This window comes from Streptomyces sp. NPDC001904, from assembly GCF_040297005.1.
Taxonomy (GTDB): domain Bacteria; phylum Actinomycetota; class Actinomycetes; order Streptomycetales; family Streptomycetaceae; genus Streptomyces.
In genome coordinates this window covers 1-21,627 of sequence record NZ_JBEOYI010000033.1, presented here as the reverse complement: position 1 = coordinate 21,627, position 21,627 = coordinate 1, and the positions used below count along the sequence as shown (strand labels likewise).

The 21,627-nt window shown below is 67.5% G+C and carries 17 protein-coding genes; 3 read left to right on the top strand and 14 right to left on the bottom strand.

Annotation, left to right across the window (positions count from 1 at the left end; all coding sequences use genetic code 11):
• The first annotated feature begins 30 nt into the window (after nucleotides 1–30).
• Together ABT127_RS34685 and ABT127_RS34680 are read left to right on the top strand one after the other, a co-directional pair.
• A complete protein-coding gene (locus tag ABT127_RS34685) occupies nucleotides 31–774 on the top strand; it encodes a hypothetical protein (RefSeq protein WP_351459044.1) in 744 nt (247 codons plus the stop codon).
• Between the two features lie 375 nt (nucleotides 775–1,149).
• On the top strand, nucleotides 1,150–8,454 hold the full coding sequence (locus ABT127_RS34680) for a polymorphic toxin-type HINT domain-containing protein (RefSeq protein WP_351459041.1): 7,305 nt from the start codon (nucleotides 1,150–1,152) through the stop codon (nucleotides 8,452–8,454).
• 746 nt (nucleotides 8,455–9,200) lie between these two features.
• Here ABT127_RS34680 and ABT127_RS34675 read toward each other — a convergent pair.
• The 5 genes from ABT127_RS34675 to ABT127_RS34655 all read right to left on the bottom strand — a co-directional run bounded on the left by ABT127_RS34675 (nucleotide 9,201) and on the right by ABT127_RS34655 (nucleotide 13,784).
• A complete protein-coding gene (locus ABT127_RS34675; RefSeq protein ID WP_351459038.1) occupies nucleotides 9,201–10,106 on the bottom strand; it encodes a hypothetical protein in 906 nt (301 codons plus the stop codon).
• Between the two features lie 102 nt (nucleotides 10,107–10,208).
• Nucleotides 10,209–10,565 carry a hypothetical protein gene (locus ABT127_RS34670; protein WP_351459035.1) on the bottom strand — a complete coding sequence of 119 codons (357 nt, stop codon included), beginning with the start codon at nucleotides 10,563–10,565 and terminating at the stop codon, nucleotides 10,209–10,211.
• Between the two features lie 62 nt (nucleotides 10,566–10,627).
• Nucleotides 10,628–11,620 carry a hypothetical protein gene (locus ABT127_RS34665; RefSeq protein WP_351459032.1) on the bottom strand — a complete coding sequence of 331 codons (993 nt, stop codon included), beginning with the start codon at nucleotides 11,618–11,620 and terminating at the stop codon, nucleotides 10,628–10,630.
• 64 nt (nucleotides 11,621–11,684) lie between these two features.
• Complete coding sequence (locus ABT127_RS34660) at nucleotides 11,685–13,343, bottom strand: DUF6248 family natural product biosynthesis protein (protein ID WP_351459029.1); 1,659 nt, start codon at nucleotides 13,341–13,343, stop codon at nucleotides 11,685–11,687.
• Nucleotides 13,344–13,442: 99 nt separating this feature from the next.
• Nucleotides 13,443–13,784, bottom strand: coding sequence for a DUF5983 family protein (locus tag ABT127_RS34655; protein ID WP_351459027.1), 342 nt, complete (start codon nucleotides 13,782–13,784; stop codon nucleotides 13,443–13,445).
• A gap of 66 nt (nucleotides 13,785–13,850) precedes the next feature.
• On the opposite strand from ABT127_RS34655, the gene ABT127_RS34650 reads away from it, so the two are divergent.
• The gene (locus tag ABT127_RS34650) at nucleotides 13,851–14,927 is read left to right on the top strand and encodes a protein kinase family protein (protein ID WP_351459024.1); all 1,077 of its coding nucleotides are present in this window, start codon (nucleotides 13,851–13,853) and stop codon (nucleotides 14,925–14,927) included.
• A 71-nt stretch (nucleotides 14,928–14,998) separates the two neighbouring features.
• On the opposite strand, the gene ABT127_RS34645 is transcribed toward ABT127_RS34650, so the two are convergent.
• The 9 genes from ABT127_RS34645 to ABT127_RS34605 all read right to left on the bottom strand — a co-directional run bounded on the left by ABT127_RS34645 (nucleotide 14,999) and on the right by ABT127_RS34605 (nucleotide 21,292).
• Complete coding sequence (locus ABT127_RS34645) at nucleotides 14,999–15,856, bottom strand: IS5 family transposase (protein WP_351459021.1); 858 nt, start codon at nucleotides 15,854–15,856, stop codon at nucleotides 14,999–15,001.
• A 14-nt stretch (nucleotides 15,857–15,870) separates the two neighbouring features.
• On the bottom strand, nucleotides 15,871–16,278 hold the full coding sequence (locus tag ABT127_RS34640; RefSeq protein WP_351459019.1) for a RacP protein: 408 nt from the start codon (nucleotides 16,276–16,278) through the stop codon (nucleotides 15,871–15,873).
• A gap of 2 nt (nucleotides 16,279–16,280) precedes the next feature.
• Nucleotides 16,281–17,201, bottom strand: a complete 921-nt coding sequence (locus ABT127_RS34635; RefSeq protein WP_351459016.1) for a DUF6192 family protein — start codon at nucleotides 17,199–17,201, stop codon at nucleotides 16,281–16,283.
• 72 nt (nucleotides 17,202–17,273) lie between these two features.
• Nucleotides 17,274–17,486: a hypothetical protein gene (locus ABT127_RS34630; protein WP_351459013.1), complete on the bottom strand. Its 213-nt coding sequence runs from the start codon at nucleotides 17,484–17,486 to the stop codon at nucleotides 17,274–17,276.
• Nucleotides 17,487–17,638: 152 nt separating this feature from the next.
• Entirely contained in the window at nucleotides 17,639–18,640 is a 1,002-nt protein-coding gene (locus ABT127_RS34625) for a DUF3560 domain-containing protein (RefSeq protein ID WP_351459011.1), read from the bottom strand.
• A gap of 60 nt (nucleotides 18,641–18,700) precedes the next feature.
• On the bottom strand, nucleotides 18,701–19,603 hold the full coding sequence (locus ABT127_RS34620; protein WP_351459009.1) for a hypothetical protein: 903 nt from the start codon (nucleotides 19,601–19,603) through the stop codon (nucleotides 18,701–18,703).
• A gap of 84 nt (nucleotides 19,604–19,687) precedes the next feature.
• The gene (locus tag ABT127_RS34615; protein WP_351459006.1) at nucleotides 19,688–20,086 is read right to left on the bottom strand and encodes a single stranded DNA-binding domain-containing protein; all 399 of its coding nucleotides are present in this window, start codon (nucleotides 20,084–20,086) and stop codon (nucleotides 19,688–19,690) included.
• A 155-nt stretch (nucleotides 20,087–20,241) separates the two neighbouring features.
• Entirely contained in the window at nucleotides 20,242–20,673 is a 432-nt protein-coding gene (locus tag ABT127_RS34610; RefSeq protein WP_351459003.1) for a DUF3263 domain-containing protein, read from the bottom strand.
• A 1-nt stretch (nucleotide 20,674) separates the two neighbouring features.
• Nucleotides 20,675–21,292 carry a hypothetical protein gene (locus ABT127_RS34605; protein WP_351459000.1) on the bottom strand — a complete coding sequence of 206 codons (618 nt, stop codon included), beginning with the start codon at nucleotides 21,290–21,292 and terminating at the stop codon, nucleotides 20,675–20,677.
• Nucleotides 21,293–21,627: the final 335 nt, after the last annotated feature.

Here is a 21,627-nt window from a genome sequence, read left to right as displayed (position 1 = left end):
TGGTTCACCGGGAGCACCGGAGCCCACGACGTGCGCGCGGTGTCGCTCGCCGCGGCCGCAGACGAGGCCTCGGCCGGACTTCACGCTGTGCTCGGCCCGGTGTGCGCGCTGGTGCTGCTCTGGTTCGTCCTCGGCGCGCTGATGCGCGCCGCGGCTGCGGTCACACACAACGGCGAGCTGCGCGTTCTGCAGACGGCACGCCGCAGCGTCATCCGGCCCGATCAGTTGACCGACGAGGCGGCGGCCCTGCTCGTGCGCGCCCAGCGTGCGGTCGAGCGCGTCGCCGGCTCCGAGGTGCACCGACGCGACCTGGTCGACCGGCTGCGCAACGACAGGGTTCTTCCCCTGCAGGTGTGGGAGATCGCTCAGGCACTGGCCAGCTACAGCCGCCTGCTCCTGAGCGGCCCCGCCCAGCCAACCGCCGACCGAGATGACGAGGCTGTCGATTGCCGGGACGGGAACCTCGCGCTCGCCCTGGCCGGCATCGAAGCACGCCTCAAGGCGCTGGAGATCTACGCGGATCAGGCCGCCGAGGCGGATCGCAGCCTGTCTGAGTTCGAGCAGATGCAAAGGCTCGCTGGCGATGACGGGGACGTCCTGGACGTGCTCGCCGACACGGCAGCGCACGAGCTCGCCGTCGCAGACCTCGCAGGCATGGCAGCGCGCGCCAGGGTGGTTGCTGACACGTTCAGCGGGGCGCTGGAGTTGGCCCGGCTGGCTGTCCTGAGCGATCTGCCCGGGGACACAATCTGCGACGCGAGGTCACGACGCTGAACATGAAACGACGACCGGTCCGGGAGACAACGTCTCCCGGGCAGGGGTGGATAGTCCCTCTCTATGCCGTCGCGTAGGCAGTCGGGCCCGGGATGTTCGTAGACCCGCACGATCGCTCCAACTGAACTCGTTGAACCGCGTGACGAACACACAGGGGCAGCAACGGTTCCTCATTTGACCTATCCATGGCCAATTAATAATCCGATCTTGGTATTCACGTCATGTTCACAGCAGTTACGTTCCTCCTTCACTGATCATCTTCTGTGTGCCGACTGAGCGCTGGGGAGCGCAGAGCACTTTGAGGGGTCGGTGTTCTTCATTGGACTGCGGCACGAACCCGACATCTTTCGGTAGCCGCATGGGGTGGGAGTTCGAGTGGCTGCTCGGCGTGCGCGGATAGCGCGCTATGTCTCGACCGGTGTGGCGGGTGCGCTGCTGACTGGTCTGTTGTCGTCGGTGTCGATCGTGGCGCCTGCACAGCAGGCGAGTGCTGCACAGGATGCGACGCCAGTGGTGCCTTCTCAGCCGCTCGGCACAGTTGAGCCGCAGAAGGTGGAGGAGGCGGGTGAAGCTCTGCCGACTCCCAAGTGGCCGTCGGCAGAAGAGGCTCGTGTAGACCTGTCGGCCGTCGACCCGGGGGATGCAGGGGTCATTGCACCGTCTTCGTCCCCCGCCGCGTCGGGATCGCCATCGGCGAGCGCCGGTGAGGCGGAAACGCAGATCGCGGACGTCATCGAGGTCGCCCCACTGCCCGTGCCGGAGGGCAATAGCGTTCAAACCGGAGGAACCCGCCAGCTCGCCAGCGATGCAGACCCCGCATCCAGCCCGAGCCCTTCCGACTCCGCAACCGTGCAGGCCCCGTCGGAGGGCGACTCAGCGACACCGTCGTCCACCCCAACCGCGAGCAGCGAGCCGAGCGCCCCCACAGAGAGCGAACCGACCGAAGCGACGATCGAGTCGATCTCGCCCGATCAGGTCGATGTGCGCGTTCTCGACCGCGACACGGTCGCCCCGGCCGGCGGCGTCGGCCTGGGCCTGCAGGTCACCCGAACTGACGGCGTCGACGAACCCGGCAAGGTACAGGTCGACATCGACTACTCCGGCTTCAAGTACGCCTACGGCGGTGACTTCGCCGACCGGCTGCGCCTGGTGAAGATGCCGGCCTGCGCCCTGGACACGCCGCAGGCCGAGGACTGCACCGAGCGGGAGTTCGTCGAGGCGGACAACGACACCGACGCGGGCACTCTCACCGCCACGGTCACGGCAGGCCCCGACGAAGGTGACGGGACCAGCACGCAACTGGGGACCACGGAGAGCAGTGGCGGAGCGAGCGTGTACGCGCTGACCGCGGGCGCATCCTCGGACCAGGGCGACTACCGCGCCTCAACCTTGTCGCCGACCGGCTCGTGGAACGTGGCGACCGGCTCGGGAGCCTTCACCTACAACCTGCCGATCAGCCTGCCCAAGCCCCCGGTGGGCGAAGCGCCCTCGCTGTCGCTGTCCTACAACTCGCAGTCCGTGGACGGCCGCACCTCCGCCTCCAACAACCAGGCCTCCTGGGCCGGCATGGGCTGGGACCTGTCGACCGGTTTCATCGAGCGCCGATACCGCAACTGCACCCAGGACGGTCTGAAGACCATCGGCGACCTGTGCTGGGGCTCCCCGAATACCGCCAAGGAACCCTCGGGAGCGGTCTACGTCATCAACCTCAACGGTGTGTCCTCGGAGCTGATCCAGGACAACACCGGCACCGGCTCGTACCACGTCAAGGACGACCCGGGCTGGCGCGTCCAGCGCCTCTTCGGCGGCTACGGTGCGGGCCGGGACGGCGAGTACTGGATCATCTCCTCCCAGGACGGCCACCGCTACTACTTCGGCTGGGGCAAGTCCCAGCGCACCGGCACCACCACCGCCTCCGTGTACACCGTGCCGGTGGTCGGCAACGACCCGGGCGAGCCGTGCCACGACCAGTTCCCCGACCCCTGTACCCAGGCCTGGCGCTTCAACCTCGACCGCGTCGTGGACGCCAACGAGGTCGAGACCGTCTACTTTTACGACAAGGAGTACAACCACTACCGCTCGGTCGCCGGAGTCGACCAGGCCCGTTCCTACGTCTCCTCCGGCTACGTGCACGAGATCCAGTACGGCTGGGCCTCGCAGATCCCCGGCTCTACCGCGACCGCCAAGGTCACCCTCTCCCACGTCAACCGTTGCGTGGAGCGGATGAGCCAGGACGACCCGCTGCGCAAGACGGTGCCGGACTGCCCGACGTTCAAAGACAAGCCGGGCTCCTATCCGGACGTGCCGATCGACCTCATGTGTGACGGCACCTCCGGCGACTACAACTGCGCGGGCAAGACGTACTACCCGACGTTCTTCTCCACCGACATGCTCTGGGACATCAAGAGCTACGTCATCACCAAGGACGCCCCGGACGGTGACCTGGTCGAGCAGTTCCAGACCAAGCACGGCATGCCCAACCCGGCTGGCTCCATCGGCAAGACTCTGTGGTTCGACTACCTGCAGCGCGAGACCTATGGCGACGGCACGAACGTCGTGCTGCCCGTCATTAACTTCAACGGTGTCGACCTCGACAACAAGGTCGGCTCCACCGAGCTCAACTTCCGCCGTGTCAACGAGATCCACGGCGACACCGGCGCCACCACCACCGTCACCTACGGCTCTGCCAACCCCTGCGACGCGGACAAACTTCCGTCCCAGGCGTCCAACGACACCGACTGCTACTGGCAGAAGTGGACGCCTGACGGAGCCGACGACGCCAAGACGGGCTGGTTCCGCAAGTACCTGGTCAAGAAGGTGGAGGTCGACCCGACGGTCACCACCAACCAGGACGGCGCCCCGGTGATGACCACCACCTACGACTACGTCGACCACCCGGGCTGGCGCTTCACCGCCGACCCGCTCACCCCGGACGACGACGAAACCTGGTCGGACTGGCGCGGCTACCAGGAAGTCGAAGTCACCACCGGCGCCGGAGTGAACAAGCACTCCACCAAGTACTGGCTCTACCGCGGCCTGGACGGCGACCGCACCTCCAAGACCGACGCGTCGGCCACCAGATCGGTCAAGGTCAACGACGGCTACGGCGGCACCTACACAGACTCCGACTGGCTCAACGGCCAGACCATCTCCACCACCAGCCGCGACGACACCGGTAAGGGCTGGGAACACACCCTCTACTCGTACTGGTCACACAACACCGCCCAGTACGACGGCATGCCCGACGCCCGCTTCGTCCGCCAGTCCAAGGAGATCACCAGCACCCTGCTCTCCGACGGCACGTGGCGCGAGCACGGCGTAGAGCAGGAATACGACGACAGCGAAGGCGCCTCCACCACCTTCGGCCTGCCCATGCGTACTGACGACTGGGGCCAGACCGGCGTCTCCGACAACCGCTGCACGGCCTATGGCCGCGCCTACAACACCGACGACTACGACTCCACCGGCGCCCAGCGCTGGACCGTGCTGCAGGACCAGGTCAAGCACTACCGCGTCGGGTGCGACAGCATCGCCGATTCCAACCAGGACGGCTACACCACCACTCTCTTCGACAACTCCACCGCCGTCGCTGACAACAAGCCCGCCGACGGCAACGCCACTGAAGTCCGCAGCTACACGAAATCCGGAACGTACCGCACGGTCAACACCAAGTACGACGCAGCCGGCCGCGTTCAGTGGACCGAGGACGGCAAGCACAACCGCACCACCACCACCTACAGCCCCACCGCGAACTGGCCCGAAGACGGCGTCACGACCACGACCCCGGACCCGGACGGAGCCGCTTCACCGCGTGGCGCCCTGACCTCCACCGTGTGGATGGACCCGCAATGGGGCGCGCCCACCCGTGTCAAGGACGTCAACGGCAAGACCACCACGATCACGCTCGACGGTGCGGGACGGGTCACCGAGGTGTGGAAGCCCACCGAAGCCGGCGGCGCGAACCCCTCGCTGAAGTACGACTACCGCATCCCGACCTCGACCAACGGCTCAGGCGTCCCGGACTCCGTCGACGGCTACCCGCACATCACCACCAGCACCTTGCAGTCCGGCTCCACCTACATAACCTCCCACGCCTTCACCGACGCACTGGGCCGCGCACGCGAGACCCAGGTGCCGCTGCCGGACGAGGGAACCAAGCACTACCGGCAGGTCACCGCGACTCGCTACGACTCCTCCGGGAACGTCGCCGGCACCTCCGCTGTCTTCCGCAACGAAGGCGTCGCCGGGGCGACCGGCCCCTCCAGCCCCGAAGTCAACGACATCCCCTCATACACCGACGTCGTGGCCGACTGGGCAGGCCGCACCACCCTCTCCCAGCTCCAGGCGCTCGGCGTCACCCAGAGCCAGCAGACGGTCAAGACCACCTACAACGGCGAGAAGACCACCGTCACGACGGCACTCACCAGCACCAGCAACGCGATCACCGACACCTACACCAACGTGTACGACCAAACCGCCAGGATCGTTGAGCACAACGGCACAACTGCCTACACCACCAACTACGGATACACCGCCAAAGACGAGCTGGCGTCCATCACCGACACCCGCGGCAACGAAACCAGCTACGGCTACGACTGGGCTGGCGGCCGCACCACAATGGACGACCCGGACGCCGGCGGTTCAGTCACGACCTACGACGACAACGGCCAGACCGACACAGTGATCGGAAACCTGAAGTCGTCCTCCAGCACCCTCGACCCGGCCAAAACCACGGTGTCGTACTCCTACGACAACATGGGCCGCAAGACCGCCATCCGCTCCGGCAGCACCGAGATCGCCACGTGGTGGTGGGACGCTAACCCCGACGGCACCGCAGTGCCCGGAGGCAAGGGCAAGGTCGTCCAGAGCACCAGCCACGACGCCGATAACAACACCTACTCCATCAAAACGGGAGCCTTCGACTCTCGCGGACGCCCCACCTCCACCACCACGGTCATCCCGGCAAAGATCACCGGACTGGCTGGCAGCTACACCACTACCTACGGCTACGACGCCGCCGAGCACATCATCACCGTCGGCTACCCAGCACTCGATGCCGCCCACGGCAGCCTCGACGCGGAGACGGTCACCACCACCTTCAACAGCTACGGTCATCCCGACAAGGTCACCTCCAGCCTCAACAACACGACCTACGTCGGACAGACGGCCTATGACACCTACGACCGTCTCGTCTCCCGCACCTATGGCGCCGCCAACACCACCACTGGGGTCAGTGCCACCCGCTCCTACACCTACGCCGATAACACCGCAGACACCGATACCACTAACGACGCGACCCGCGCGCTCACCGGCATCACCACCAAGACCACACTCAACGGCCTGTCCACCGGTCAGCAGAAGGACAACTACAACTACGACCTGGCCGGACGGCTCACCGAGCTGCGCGAACAAAGCGCCAACCTCACCACCGTCCCGCAGTCGCAGTGCTTCACCTACAACGAGCTCGGCATGCTCAAGCGGGCCCTGACCACCACCGCAGCCTCCTGCAACGGCGTCACGACCTCCGACTTCGAGGGCACCGCCCCCTACCAGACCCTCTACAACCACGACGGCATGGGCAACCTCCAAACCGTCACCGACACCAGCTCCACCGGCCAGAGCACACTGCACGACTACCTCTACCCCGGCTACGACGACAACGGCACCTGGACCACCCCCAACACCGATCAGCCCCACGGCGTCCGCAGCGTCAAGAACCTCGTCGACAACACCCTCAAATCCACCGACACCCTCACCTACAACGCCGACGGCACCATGCGCCAGCGCATAGAACCCAACGCTGGCACCACCACCGCCAAGACCACCGACTACACCTGGACCCCCCTCGGCCAGCTGAACTCGGTCAAGATCACTGAAGCCAGCGGAACTCAGCTCACCCGCTACACCTACGGCGCCGACGGCAACCTCATCCTGCTCAACGCACCCGCCGAAACAGTCGCCTACATTGGCGGCACCGAGCTGTCCACAACCGACGGCAAGAACGTCACCGCCACCCGCTACTACACCTGCGGCACCGCCACCGTCGCGATGCGCACCACCAACGCCGACGCAGGCAAGGGCAAAACCACCTACCTCGCCGCCGACACCCAGGCATCCACCCAGCTCGCCATCGATGCCAACAGCGGGACCACCACACGCCGCCGCTACACCCCCTACGGCGACCAACGCTCCGGGGCCCTCCCAGCCGGCACCGACCGCGGATTCCTGGGCAAAACCGAGGACACCTCAACCGGTCTCTCGCTGCTCGGCGCCCGAGCCTACGACCCCACCCTCGGCCGTTTCCTCAGCCCCGACCCGCTCTCCGTTCCCTACGACCCACAAAATCTGTCCGGCTACAGCTATAGCCACAACGACCCGATCAACTACAGCGACCCGAGCGGTCTGTGTGAGGACGACGGCACCGGTCAGTGCGGAAAGACAAAGGGCGGAACCCGTGACGGTGTAGGAAAGCCCCGAGGCGGCACAGGAAAGGGAAACTGCTACTACACCTGCAAGAAGAAGAACAACGCCGGAACAACCAACAGCTCGGACACCACCGGCTCTTCTGGAAGCTCCACCTCCGGCGGAGGCGGCGGAGGCTGCTCCTCCTTCGGCTACACAGCACAGCAGGCATGCACCTCCGCTGTCGCCGAACAAGCTGCCATAAATGCACCAGCGGCGACCGGCGCCACCGACCTTCCCGACTGGCGCGAGACCATGGGCCTCGTCGATATCGGCTGTGAAGACGGTGACTTCTGGTGCAGCGTCAGGCAGCATAGTCTTGATGCGGCGATCAGTACGGGAATGCTCGGAGGAAGTTTCGGTGGTATCTCCCCGATTCGTGGTCTCGGCAGAGGGTGGGGCATTGGCGGCTGTGACAGCTTCTCTTTGACCACGAGGGTGAAGCTGGCCGACGGATCAACTAAGAAGATTGAGGACGTTAAGCCTGGCGACAAGGTTCTCGCAACTAACCCTGAGAACGGAAAAACTGAAACCAGGACCGTTCTCCGAACAATCATCACGAAGACCGACAAAGAATTCGTGAATTTGGTTGTCGGTCACGGCAAGAACGCTGCGACGATCACGGCCACCGTGCACCACCCCTTTTGGTCACCGTCGAAGCATGCATGGCAGCTCGCTGGGACCCTGCAGGCTGGTGAGACTCTCCGCGCAGACGATGGCGAGACCATCACAGTCCAAGCCGTACAGCGTCGCCACCGCACGCAGGAAACCCGAAATCTGACTGTCGACGGCCTTCACACGTACTATGTAGTGGCGGGCACCGCAGCGGTTCTGGTTCATAACTGTGGTGGATCCATCCCTCGCCATAGGTCGGTGTGCGATTGCGCCAATGGCGGCAAGCCAGCCATGATGCGTGGGCCCAAGCCGGCAGGTACAGGCCCGCATAACCTCAAGATCGCCGAGGTTGCAGACCAGGTGACTGATGGGCAGGTGATCGCGGGAGGTGGCACGTTGCCTGAAAGGGAGTTTGCCACGCCCGGAGGATTCAAGAGTTCGCGTCGCCCCGATGTTCTCGTACAAAGGCCGGATGGCAGCATGTATGGGATCAACGTTGGGAAACGGACGATGCGATCTGGCGCCCCAATAAAGCGAGAAGCAGAGGCGCTACAAGATCTCGAAGATATCGGGATCCCAATGCACTTTGTTGCCTACAACTAGCGAGTCGCAATGAGGATAACTCTACAGTTTCACGGTGACCGGCAAGAGATCTTCCTGATGGCTTTGGGGTGGGCTCGCGAGTTGGGGATGTCTCTGGTGGAGGAGTGCTTCTTCCCCGACTATCGAGTGCAACTAGTGAGCGGAACTGATATGGGAGGGGAAGGCGTAAGGTGCAGTGGCGGCATCGATCGCATTTCCCTAAGTCCCACTCCTGCCGACTTGGGCGCTAAATCATCGCTTGAGTACTCTAAGAGAAATCCTGACTCCCTATTTATCACCCTTGGCGAGCAATCTGACAAAATTCTCAGGGAATCTTTCCTTGCGGGTGTGACCGACGAAGCGGAGCTCGCGAAAGTTTGGAGAAGGTTGCGGCAGCGTGCCGCAAAGGATATGTATAAGGGTGTCTGGCTGGAGAATTCCATGTCGGGTGCGCGGTCACGGGTGGCTAGTCATTACTACACGGATGAAGCAAAGCGGCTTGCGGCAGCCGGAGTTGTTCCGCTAGGTGGGACAGACTGGTTGAGATATCACTTTGACTAGCTTTGCTGTTTTGGGTCCGGAAGCCCCGCCGGATATCTTGCGGCGGGGCTTCGTGGGTCTTTAGGCTTCCTGATGGAATAGAAGCGACGACCGGTCCGGGAGACGGAGTCTCCCGGGGAGGGGTGGTTAGTCCCTCACTACCGGTCGTCGTGTGGGCAGTCGGGCCGCCGGGGCGTTCGTCGGCCCCTTTTCCCGTCTGCCACGTTTCAGGTTAGCTCCTGCGCAGTGGTGCGCTTGGCGCGCCGCTGATCGGCGAGTTCCATGACCCGGGACCGCTGCCAGTGGCGCTGCTGCGGCGGGCCTTCGCTGCCGCGCCGTCCTTGGACGGTGTCGTGTTCGGCGAGCTCGGGCAGCTGGCCGTGGGCGAGCGCGCTGGTGAAGCTGCTGGTGCTGGCGTAGCCGAGGATCTGGGCCGCTTCGGCGGCGCCGACCGTGTCGTCTTCGGCTGTGCTCGAGAGGGTGCCGCGCTCCCGGGCCGCGGCGACGATCGTGGCGCGGCGCCACAACTTGGGCGCCCCGCGGCCGGCGCCGCGCTGCTCGGGCTCGGGAAGCTGGGGGATGAGGCCCTGGTGCAGTGCGCTGGAGAAGCTGGCCTTGCTCGAGTAGCCGAGCAGCGCCGCGGCGTGCTCGCTGCCGAGCAGCTCGTCGGGATCGCCGCTGGCGTCGACGACCGGCAGCGGCGCGGCGGTCTTCTTGCCTCGGCGGCCCTTGCCCGGTCGGCTCTGTGCCCAGGCGACGATGGTGCCGCGACGCCACTTCTGCCCGTCGATGTCCTCGTCCGGCTCGGGGAAGTACCCGGGCCGGTCCCGGAAGTACGCGTTGATCGTGGACGGTGCCGCGTAGCCGAGCAGCTGCGTGACCTCCTTCTTGGTGAGGAGCTCGTCCTGGTCCGCCTCGAGGACGGAGGCCGGCAGCGTCCGCTGAGGCTTGGTGCGCGCGGCGAAGAACGCGGCGACCTTGTCGTGCTCCCAGAACTTTTTGCGGCCCTCGAGGTGGTGCACCGCGGGGAAGCCGCTGGAGGGGTCGTTGCTCCACTCGCTGATGCGGGGCTTGCTCGTCGAGAACTCGTCCGCGATCTGCGCGGTGTCGACCAGGCGTGCGGTCTCGGACATCACAAACCCCCTTCGGCGTCGTCGAGTGGCCGCACCCAGAATCAGTGCGACATGTTCGATAATGCCAATAGGGGGTGGTGTGTGTCCAGTCCGTCCCCGAGATTACTCGAAGACCTCGTCGACGAGACTGACCCCGCGCTGCGACGCGCAGGTCTCCAACTCGCTGAAGGCCATGGCCGCCGGCGAGTCCTCCCACACGGCGAAGGCAAGGCGCGACACCGCCTCGCTGCGCGGGATGTCCGCGGCCCACTCGGTCCCGGCCGCGGTGCAGCGCTGCCGGACCGTCTCGTCGGTCAGGTCGTGGCAGGCGCGGACGACGTGGTACCGCACCTCTGCGATGCCTTCACACCATGCGGTGTGCGCCGTGCGCAGCATCTCCTTCAACTGATCGGTGTCGTCGACGGTTGGAGCCTGATGAGCCAGTGCGAGCAGCAGTTCGGTGGCGTTGCTGTTGTCCATGCGGAGCTCCCTGGATGTATGGAAGAAGGTCGGAGTCGGGTTGAGGGGCGGTGGGGTCCTGTTCAGGGGGCGGCTCTTCCGAAAACGGCCCGGTACAGCCGGGCTTCGGCTGTGCGGAGCGTCCGGTCCTGCAGGCAGAACACTGCGATGCACTCGTCAACCGTGCAGACCGGCCTGACCTGTCCGCTCGGCTCCCGCCCGTGGTGCAGGCGGAACACCTCCCGTGCGGGAGTCAACCGCGTGCCCCCGAAGAACAGATAGGGCCGTCCGTTGGCGCGCGGACCGGTCCAGCGGGCGTGCACCTGGTCGAGCATCTCGATGTTGCGGTTCAGGGCCTCGGACAGATCCTTGGGCAGCGTCGGGCGGTCGTCGAGGTCGGGGTGCTTGGTCAGGTAGCTGCAGCGGGCGCAGTACGCGGTGCCGTCCGGCTCGAACCGGCCGTGGGCCGCCTGGGCGTGGCCGTACCGGCAGGTGCCGGGAACCGGTGCGCCGCGCAGGGCGGTGCGTGCCGCCGCGCGCTCGTCCTGGTCCTGGACGTGGTCGGGGGCGACGCAGTGCCGTTGTCCGCAGGCGGCGAAGACGTAACCGTGCGGGTCCCGGCCGGTGCGTTGTCGGAAGGCGACGGCCGCCGGACTGTATCCCGTGTCGCGGTGCCGCATGACGGGGCTCCCGCTCTTCCCGTTGCGTTCGCCGGTCCACAGCAGGTGACCGTCCTCGCCGGGGCGCGTACAGCTGGCCCACTTCTCCTCCAGCGTGCGGGTTGTCTCCGGTGCGGTGTACCGGTCGAAGTTGTGGGCGTCTCGGATCCTGCGGACGCGTGCTCTGTCGGCGTGCAGGGTGGCGGCGGTTCTCGTCACCGAAAGGCCGGAGCGCAGTGCGGCCGCGATCTGCTCGTCGGTGGCCTGCGCGCTGAAGCCTTGGGGTGCGATCCCCAGGGCGTCGCGGATCCGCCGGACGCGCGCGCGGTCGACGTGAAGGTCGGCGCCCACCCGGGCGGCCGACAGCCCGCCCCGAAGTGCGGCCGCGATCTGCTCGTCGGAGACGGTGTGTTTCATGAGTCCTCCCGTGACAGATGCCGCAGGCGGCGGAGTGTCCGTTCGCGGATCGAGTGGGGTGTGGTCAAAACAGCGGCAGCTGTGTCCGGCTGCCGGGCAGCTCCTGCTGATCTGGCGCGGCTGGCTCCGGTGGCTCTGCGCGGCCGGCGGACTGAGCGGGGACGCGCGCCCGGCGTGCGAGCGCACCGGTTTTGTCGCAGGCACAGCGGCACCACCAGATGCAGCGCTCACCGCCCGGCCTGAGAATGTGCTTGGCCACGGCGAAGCCGTGCTGGTTCAGGAGCCAGCCGGTGTTGTCGTCCTGGTTGGGCCCGCCCTGCTGCCGGTCAACGCACCAGTCGCAGCGTCCCGCAAGGCAGTTCCAGCAGGTCCCTCGCTCACAGGTCGACCAGCGGTAGAACCCCCACGGATATTTGCGGTCAATCGTCTTGAGGTGTTCGGGCCAGACGTTGCTGCGGACCCAGTCACCCTCGGCCTCGGACATGGCAGAGGGGTTGGCCACCGGGTCGACGATGCCCATCAGCAGAGCACCGTGAAGGTTGAGCAGCGAGGTCTCGTGCACGACGCGGAGCTCGGATGAGGAGAGCACACGCTGCGGTCGGCGCACCGCAGCGATGGCGCCGTCGTCCCGCCCGGCCGGCGCTGGGGGGTGCGGGGTCCCGGGTTCTGCGGCTGCGCCGGCGGGAGTCGCATCTGCCGCGGCTGCGGGGCGCGGTGTCTGCACGCCGGGGCACAAGCCGCCCTCGTCCTCCCACTGTTGCGACGCGTCACGCAGGACCTGCTGCTCCTGCTCCACGAGAGTCACCGGCTGCCGGTACAGGCGCAGCGCGATCCGGTCCAGCGGGACCAGGCGGCGCCCGGCCGACTTCTTCTCCTCGCCGGACATCCAGCTGCGTGCTGCGCGCGCGTACCGGGCCGCGTACGCGGAGCATTCGTCGGCGAACAGCCCCTGAGGCTGGAGGCGTGCCAGTTTCAGGGCGATGCACCCCATGGGGCTGAGGGTGAGCGAGCGGGACCCGTCTTTGTGTCGGCGCGCGCTGAGGAATCGCATGGCGAACAGAGCTTCCGTGCGCTCCCGGCTGACCTTGCGGCCCCCCGTACGTGTACCGGGGACGGGAGAGCATCGTGCCTGCCCGCTGTGCCAGTAGAGACCGCCGGCGGCGGCCGCCTCCAGGACGCGGACATGCCCGGGCGTCCATCCCAGCCCGGCCACGGTCTCCTCCGCCAGGAACCGGTTGAGCTCTGCCTGCCGCCGGTTGTCGCTGTCCATACCGGTGGCCGACCGCGCGGCCTCCTCGTCCGCGGCCTCCTGGCGCCGTGCCGCACGCTCCCGCTCGGCACGTTCCTCGGCGCTGAGGGGGCGGCGCATGAGCGCTCGCAGTTCCCGTGCGTCCGCGCCCCTGCTCCCCGCGCTCTCCTGCGCGCGGACAGCTGCATCGATCGCGCGGGCTGTGTAGTTGGCGAGCACACTCAGGTGTGTCTCGTCGGCGTCCCACTGCGCGGTCCACAGGGCGAAGCGCTCGGCCTCGCAGGCGTGAGCATGGGCCGCGTGCATGGCCTCCTCAAGGCGGCCGGCTCCGGACGTGGGGTCGGAGGGGGTGCGGCACGCTGCCTCCATCGCGCTGTCGGCAGCAGCAACGGCAGCGGCGGCCGCCTGATGGGCGAGACGCACGTAGGTGTCAGGGAGCAGGAGGCTGCGGGCGGAGTCGCCGGCGGCTGTCATGGGTTGCGGGTCCCTTCTCGTGTGCTCGGTGTGATGTGAGGCCGGTGTCCGGTGCCCCCGCCTCGCCGAGGTGGGGGCACCGGGCGCGGCTGCGGTCGGTTAGTGGCCGAAGACGGGGAGAGTGCTGTAGGTCGGACCGTCTGCGTCGAAGAGGACGTAGGCGCAGCCGCGTGAGCGGGCCAGCTGCACGACGGGCAGCAGTTCGTCGGGCCAGTCCTCGCGTACTGCTTGCTCCGTGGCTTCTTGGGGGGCGTAGACCCACCAGCCGTGCGGTGTGGGCGATGCGTCCAGGTAGAGATCGAGGTTGTGGGCGACGGCCGGTCGCGGGTGCGCCGTTGAGACATCGAGGAAGGGGCGCACCGAGGGGGCCGGGGCGCCGGGCTCGCGGGAGGCATCCCACAGGGCGGGCAGCCCCTCAGAACCTGCATTTGAAGCGGACATGTCCATGGCTGCAGCGATGAACTGTGATCGCTGGCAGTGGTCGATCACCCTCTAGAGTGACGTCTCATGCAGCTCCCTGTGATGTCTCGCAGTACGCGTCTGGCCGCTCACAGTGCCGTTTCCACGTCGCTGGCCCTTTGCAGTGACCGCGGCCTGGCGGATCTTGTGGACCAAGCCCGGCCTCTCGGCTCTGGCATCGGTGGAACGTCGGCGCTGCTGGAAATCGCCGGAACTCCCGTCTTCGTGAAGCAAGTGCCCCTAACCGAGTTGGAGGTCCAGCCAGAGGTGGCCCGGTCAACGGCGAACGTGTTCGGGCTGCCGACTTTCTGTCACTACGGAATCGGCGGGCCGGGTTTTGGGGCCTGGCGGGAGCTCGCTGCGCAGACCATGACGACGAACTGGGTGCTCGCGGGTGAGTGCGAGGGCTTCCCGCTGATGTACCACTGGCGGGTGCTGCCGAGCCCTTTGCGGGCGCTGCCCGAGGAACTGGCCGACGTGGAGCGCGTTGTCGCCTACTGGGGTGGCGGGCTGGAGGTGCGCCGACGCATCGAGGCATTGCAGCGCTCCTCGTCCAGTGTGGTGCTCTTCCTCGAGTACTTTCCGCAGAATGTGCACGAGTGGCTGGGCGCGCAGGTCGCCGCCGGGGGCGAGGTAGCGGGCCGGGCCTGCGCCATGGTGGAAGAACAGTTGGCAGCCGGCGTCTCGTTCATGAACGCGCGTGGGCTGCTGCACTTCGACGCGCACTTCGAGAACATCCTTACCGACGGTCATCGTCTCTTCTTCGCCGACTACGGCCTGGCCATTTCCTCACAGTTCGACCTCGCCCCGGACGAAGCGGAGTTCTTCGATCAGCACCGCTCTTACGACGCCAGCTACACCGTCACGTATCTGGTGCGCTGGCTGGCCACCGCCTTGTACGGGTTCGGGGAGGAAGGTCGTAGCGCCTTCGTGCGCGCATGCGCCCGAGGGCAGATCCCTGCGGATGTGCCGGAGCGAATCGCCTCGATCTTCGACCGCCACGCTCCGATTGCTGCCGTGCTGGGCGATTTTCATCGCGACCTTCAGCAGCAGAGCCGGTCAACCCCATACCCGTTGGGGGCAATCCGTCAGACCGGACACCCAGACGGAGCGTTCCTCGCCTGAAACGGCGCCGGATCAGCCGAGCGCAGCCCACTTCATCCGCACGTTCGTGTGCATGGTGCACCTTCCCCTTTTCACGCTGCCTGTAGGGCTTCTCCGGCCCGGGCCGGCGCGGAGGTGGGATAGCGGTCGGGCCTGGCCAGGCGGCGGGACATGAGCGTGATCGCCGCGACGGTGAGCATCGCCTCGGCACTGGACGGACTGCGTTCGTAGTCCCTGACCAGGCGGCGGGCGTGCATAGACCATGCCCATGATCGTTCCACGATCCACCTGCGTGGCAGCAGCACGAATCCGGAGGCGTTCTTGGGCCGGCTTACGGTCCTGACGGTCAGGTTCAAGGTTGCTTTCGCCCAGGTAACAAGGGTGCCCGCGTAGGCCGAGTCGGCCCAGACAATGGCGACTTCGGGATGTGCCTGGCGCAAGCGGGTCAGAATCATCCGTCCGGCGTTCGCGTCGTGGATGTCGGCGGGCGTGACGCTGACCAGCAGGGGAAGCCCTTGAAGGTCGACTATGGCATGGCGTTTCCTGCCGTTGATGTGCTTCGCGGCATCGAATCCTCGCGATGCCCTGGCGACGGTCTCGGCGGCCTTGACGGACTGGGAATCGATCACCGACGCCACCCCGTGCGGCGAGGCCCCCGTGCGACACCGCACCTGACGGCGCAGGCAATCACGAACTCTCTCCAGGGTCCCGGACCTCGTCCAGCGCCGGAAGAACCCGTACACGGTGGCGGAAGGCGGAAAGTCTGCGGGCAGCGCTCTCCATCGGCAGCCCTCGGAACACACGTAGCGGATCGCATCCACGATCTCCCGGCGCGGGTGCGCCTCGGGCCGACCGCCGCGCGGTGTTGTCCAAGCGGGTGGCGGCAGCAACGGTTCGATGGCCTGCCACTCGGCATCGCTGGTGTCCGAGGGATAGCGTCGCTGCCGCATGTGTGTCTCCCGGTTCAGGCGATCAGGTCGAGGGTGGCCTCGACCGCGTTGATCTGGGTGACCATGAACCGCACCCGCTTGTCCTCCGGCGTCAGTTGGGCATGCGGCGCGAGGGTGGAGGTGATGAAGCGGCGGACCTGGGTCAGCTTTCCTCGCACCCACAGCACTTCGTACGACTCCAGCTCGTCAGGGTCGGCGGTGAAGATGTACCAGCCCTCCAGGCGGGAGTAGACCAGGGGCGGCCAGCCCCGCTCGGCGATCAGGTCACGGAGCATGGCAAGCCCATCGCGTGCCTGATACCGGGTCAGTTCACAGGCGGCCAGCAGCTGCGGGAAGTCCAGACCGGCCGGGCGGGCCTCCAGCAGGATGCGGCAGATGCACTCGGCGTGCCGCCGGGCCGCGTCCCCCTTGCGGCGGGCCATGGCTACTCGCCGCCGCGCAGCAGGCGGGCCAGTTCTTCGTCCATGTCGGTCTCGCCCGTGGAGACTGCGTGTTCCACCCAGTCGCAGGCCGCCCGCGCACGTGCGACGTTCTGCAGCACCACGTCCCGTGCGTCCTCGGTCAGCTGCCGACCGTGGAACTGTGGCACCAGCCGGTTGAGGGACGCGACGAACTTGTGGAAGGCGCCCACCAGGTCGAAGAACTCGATGTTCTGGTCGATCGCCCGCAGCGCCGGCGCCAACGGGTTCTTCCGCCGCGGATCGGCCGGATCCTGCGCGGCCTGCTCGAACTGCTGGGCCCTCGCGGTCTGGGCCTTGTTGAACAGATGCCGGGCGGTGTCGTCGCTCGCGGCACGGAAAGCGACATCCGGACGGCGCAGGAAGTCGGTCGCCACCCGCGCGGCGACCTGCTCGTCGGCCGCCAAGTCATGAATCGCCTCCACCTTCTCCTGCACCGACCGCGGGGTGTCGACCTGCCAGCCAACCAGACGCTTCGCGGCATCCCCGGTCCACTGGCGCCTCCCACTGCGCGGATGCAGCGGCGGATCGAAGATCACCTCAAAGCGGTCCTCCCGCTGTTCCAGGATGCGGTGAATGTTGAACGCGACGTCCTCGGCACGGTGCTCACGCGGCCACCGGCTCGCCGTGTGCCTCACTATCCTGACCTGGTCGTAGGACAGACCGATGTCCTCCGCGAACCGCTCCAGCGTCTCGCGTACCCCCGCCCCGTCCTCAGCAGCCGCAGGACGGGAGCCACCGTGCGGCCGCGGCGGCTCGATCTCTAACGCGTCGTCTCCGATTTTGAACTGGATCTTCGTCTCGTCCAGCACGAGCTTGCGGTCCTGCGCTATGAGTTCCTCGTACCGTTCGCGCGTGACGCTCCCGATCTTCGTTTCTGCGGGCACTATGCCCACCCCCTGCGACACGGGGCGTCGGCTCTCCCTCGCCGGCGACAAGCCCCGGCCCCATAACGAGCCTCAGCCCAAGGACAGATCGACAGCAACCACTGGCCAAAGCTCGCGTGTACGGGGCTTCCAATTCAGGTACTCAGGGCCGCGGGCGGTCAGCGTTTCGTCGAGCCGTTCCCACACCAGTCGTACGGGGTGTCGGTCGGGCAGTCGGTCCGCCTCGGTGTGGAGTGCGGCGCGAAGTTCGTCGATGTTCAGATGGTCGAGTTCGTGGATGTCCATGGTGTCTCCAGATCGAACGCGTGACGACATGTTCCATAATACCGAAAAACTTCGTGGTGTCACGCGCTTTTCCGGTGCGGGGCAGCCCCGGGCGATGAACTGCCCGTGGGCCGGTGTTGTTCAGTGACGTGACAGGTGAGGCGGCATCGGGCTCACGCCTTGTGGATGTCGTCCTCGGTGAGAACCTCATCGGGGCGGGCCTGGCCCGTGACCGAGCTGTACGGAACGCGGGCAGGCCGTACGCCCGGATCCTCGCGGGTGACGACATCCTGCCGCGCCGCGCAGCTGGCCACCGACAGCGACTTCAGGTTGACCTTCAAGACCTCCACCCAGCGGCCGCACACGTGAGCGAACTGCCCGGCCGTGAAGTCGTCGGGGCCGTAGATCCTGGCGCCGTTGGTTTTGGCCTCGGCGATGACGTGCTGCCAGTAGCCGATCTGCTCGGTGAGGTCGTGGTGCTTACGGTCCAGCTCGGCGAGCACATCGACCAGGCTCTCGGGCTCGCCCTGCCCTTCCGTGGCGCGCAGGACCTCGGCCCGCTGCTGCCGCTCGATGCGGCGCACGCTGGCGACCAGGTCGGTGATCCGGCGCAACGTGGCGCCCGGAGCCTGGCGGTGTTGCGTGTAGTGCCCGGCGTGCTCGGCCCGGCGGGCCCACTCGCCGGCGTTCAGCGAGGCGGCGTGACCCAGTTCGAAGTGGCGGCGCATCCGCTCGCGGAAGCGGATCTCACGGTTGGCGCTGTAGTGGTCGTAGAGGATCGGCTGGCCCGGGGGAATGGACTTCAGCATCCGCTGCCCCTGTGCATAGTGCGCCTCGGCCTCTGTCGCGGCGCGCTGCGCCCAGCGGCCGAACCGCTCGGCGCGGGCCGCCGCTGCTGCGGTCCGGTCCGCTTCGGCAACGGCGAACGAGCGGCGGTGGTCGTTGTCGACGGTGACGTTCACCGTGTGGCCTGCCGTGCGCAGAGCTTCGGCAGTCTGCTGGAGGTGGCGTTCGTCGGCGCAGGTGTCGCGGCTGTCCGGGACGTACCACAAGCGCTGACGGTGGGACCACCGGAAGCCCTGGTGGTGCACAAGCTCCGCGGTGCCGTCGCCCTTGGCGGTGCCGATGAGGCGGGTGCCGCCGGCGCGGGTGTTGGCGAGTTCGAGGTCAGACATGAGCAGTTCCTTCCGGGCGGTACGGGTGCAGGTGATGCGTGGCGGAAGATGGCTGCGCGATCAGAGGTGCTCCGCAAGGGCGTTGCGCGCCTCATCGATGGCGGCAGCCGCGGACGGCCAGCAGAAGAGGCGGTCGACGCGCAGGGAACCGAACGCGTGCTGCCAGCCCTCCGCAGTCCAGGCGCGGCCACCGCCGTGTCCCAGGGCCTCAACGGACCATCCGTCGCCGCTGTGCCGGGGCTGCCGACGGACGACGAGTGCTGCGTCAATGTCGGGCAGCAGAACGCGGTACTCCGAGGCATGAGCGGCCAGCGCTCGCGCCTCGGCCAGCTCGGTACGCAACTGCTCGGCCTCCGCGCGCAGTTTCTCGGCGCGCGGGGCCGCGCCGGAGCCGGTCGTGACGGTCTCGGCGTAGGCGCGCGCGGCGGCTTCTGCCGTGGCTGAGCCGACCCAGCGGAGCGTCACGGTGTGCTGCCCGCCGCTGACCTGGATGGAGGCAGTGGCGGGTGCGGGGCCGTTGTGTTTCACGGTGACCGCCGTCTGGTGTGACGTGATCCGGGCTCCGGGGATGATCTCGGTGAGGCGCTCGGCGAACCGCTGCTCCTGCTGCTGGAGTTCGGCGTAGGCGGTGTTGGCCGCGAGGACCTGGGCGTAGGTGTCGGTGTAGACCTCCAGCAGCTTGCGGGTGATGGCTTTGGCGAGAGCCGCGGCGCCGCGGTCGGCGCGCATTTCGGTGGTGGGCTCGTGGGCGGCGTGCAGGTGGAAGTGGCTGGGGTGGGGGTAGATCACGCTGGCGTGGATGTAGCCGTTGCGGCGCGCGGGCTGGATCCGGATGGAGCGGCCGTCGGAGTGGGTGATGCGGACGACCTGGTCACCGCCCCATGCGGGATCCGGTGTTGCGGTCCAGGCGTTCTCGGGGAGCAGCAGGGCTGCTGTGTCGGCGGCCAGGGACATGGTGTGCATCGCGTGGTCCTTTCGGGTCGCCGGTCTGCGGGTGCCGCCGCGCCGTGGGCGGCGGCACCCGCAGACCGGGGGCGATGGTGAGGCTCAGGCGGCGTGCGTGGCTGCGTGTCCGGCCAGGACAGCGGGGAGGGTGGCGTCGATGTAGGCGACGTGGTGGCTGAGGTCGACTCCGACGCGGGCGTTGTCGAGGAACAGCAGTTGGGTGCCGGACGCTTGCGGGCTCGGGCTCACTCTGAGTTCGCCGGTGGCGATGACGTGCACGGCGTCGGTGAGCGTTTCGGCGGCATGCCGCGCGGCTGCGCCCTGGACGGTGCAGATGAACGGAACCGGGTCGCCCTGCCTCGGCCGGTCGGTGTCGCGATTGTCGGCGGCGGGGAACTGGAGGATCCAGAAGCGGGCGGCGTCTGTGCCGGAGGCGGTGAGCCGTAGCTGCACGGTGCCGTGTACCCGGCCGTGGATCGTTGCGGTGGTCTGTCCGTTCATGGCCGAACTCCCTACGTGCGACGGACGTTGGGCGGTGTCGGGATGGCAACCACCATCCCGACATGCTCGATAATGCCTAATTCTGGTGTGGTGTCATCCGGGTTTCCGGACCGCCGCGGTGCTGCGCACGGACCCCGGCGGCACCCGGGCGCGGATCAGGTGGAGCTGCCGCCCTCGCGGGCTGACCGCTTCACCTCTCGCAGCCGACGCAACCGGTTGACGGTGACGGGGGCGAGCCGGAGTGCTGCGGTCTGATCGATGACCGCGTTGAGCAACAGGAAGTACCTGGCAGGGGAGAGCCCCAGCTCAGTGCGGATCGCGTCGTCGCGCCGGCCGGGCGTGGCGTAGGTCCGGTCGGCCACGGCAAGCAGGTAGCGGATCCCGAGTGTCTCCAGGGTGAGCGGCTGTTCCTCGGGGTGGTCGGGCGCAGTCGGCTCGGAGAAGTCGAACTGCTCCAGCCACCGTTCCACCGTGTACACGACGTCGGCTCCCGGCAGCTCGCCGCAGCGGTGCTGGATGTCGTGGACGGCGGTGTGAAGTGCCCAGATGGCTGCCCCCTCGGGGCGGTTGGTGGCAGGGCGTAGCATGTCAGGCTCCCCATCGGCGGTCGCGCTGGGCGGGCAGGTGGATGCGGTGCACGGAGCCGTTCTCGTTCGGGTGCGCGGAGTCCCGCCCGGCGGTGTGCTCGCCCTCGCTGGCATCATCGTGCTGACCGGCTTGGAACTGCGTCCGCCAGGTGCTGACGTACTCGGCGATGGCGTCGACGGGCCACTCCGGGGACCTGCTTTCCAGCGCGTCGAGTTTCACGAGCAGCGTTCGGATCGAGCGGCCCTCTGCGGTCGACGGGTCCGGTCCGGGCGCCTGCTGCGCGCAGTCGGAACAGACCGCCAGGGCGGGGACGCCGTGCAGTGCGAGATCCCGCCGGAGCCATTCGACGGTGCCGCACTCCGCGCAGGTCACCGGCAGGGAACGCGTCATGGTGTGCGGTGTGATCGGAAGGTCGCAGGGGAGCGTGACCGGGCCGTCGGTCGTGGACACGGTGGTGTAGCCGGGAAGCGTCGCGTTCCGTGCGATCTCAACGATGTTCAGAAACGGAGGGCGGCAGGGGTGCGGGGCCCCGTTGGGAACGGCCACGCTGAAGCAGTCGCCGGGGGCGAGCAGGGAGACGGTCACGGGACCGAGCGGAACGTGGTGCGTGATCTGCATGATGTGCTCCAAGACGGTGCGGTGCGGGGGCCTCGCGCGGCGAAGGACCCCCGGTGCCAGGCGCGTTGTGCGGGACGGCATGTGTGGGGAGGGGCGCTGCACCAGGCGGTGAGCCGGGCGGCCTGAACGGGGCGCGCCCGGGGCGGCCGGCGCACAGCTGGATGAAGACGACGGGCGGTCTCGCCCGAAGGTGACGGCGGTGCCTGGTGCCTTCTCGTCGCGGGGGGCGGGGGGGGGGCCCCCCCCCCCCCCGGGGGGGGGGGGGGGTTAGGGGTGGCCGTCGTATTAATCAGGCGGGGGGGGGGGAACGCCAACGCCGAGGCCCGCGGCCAGAA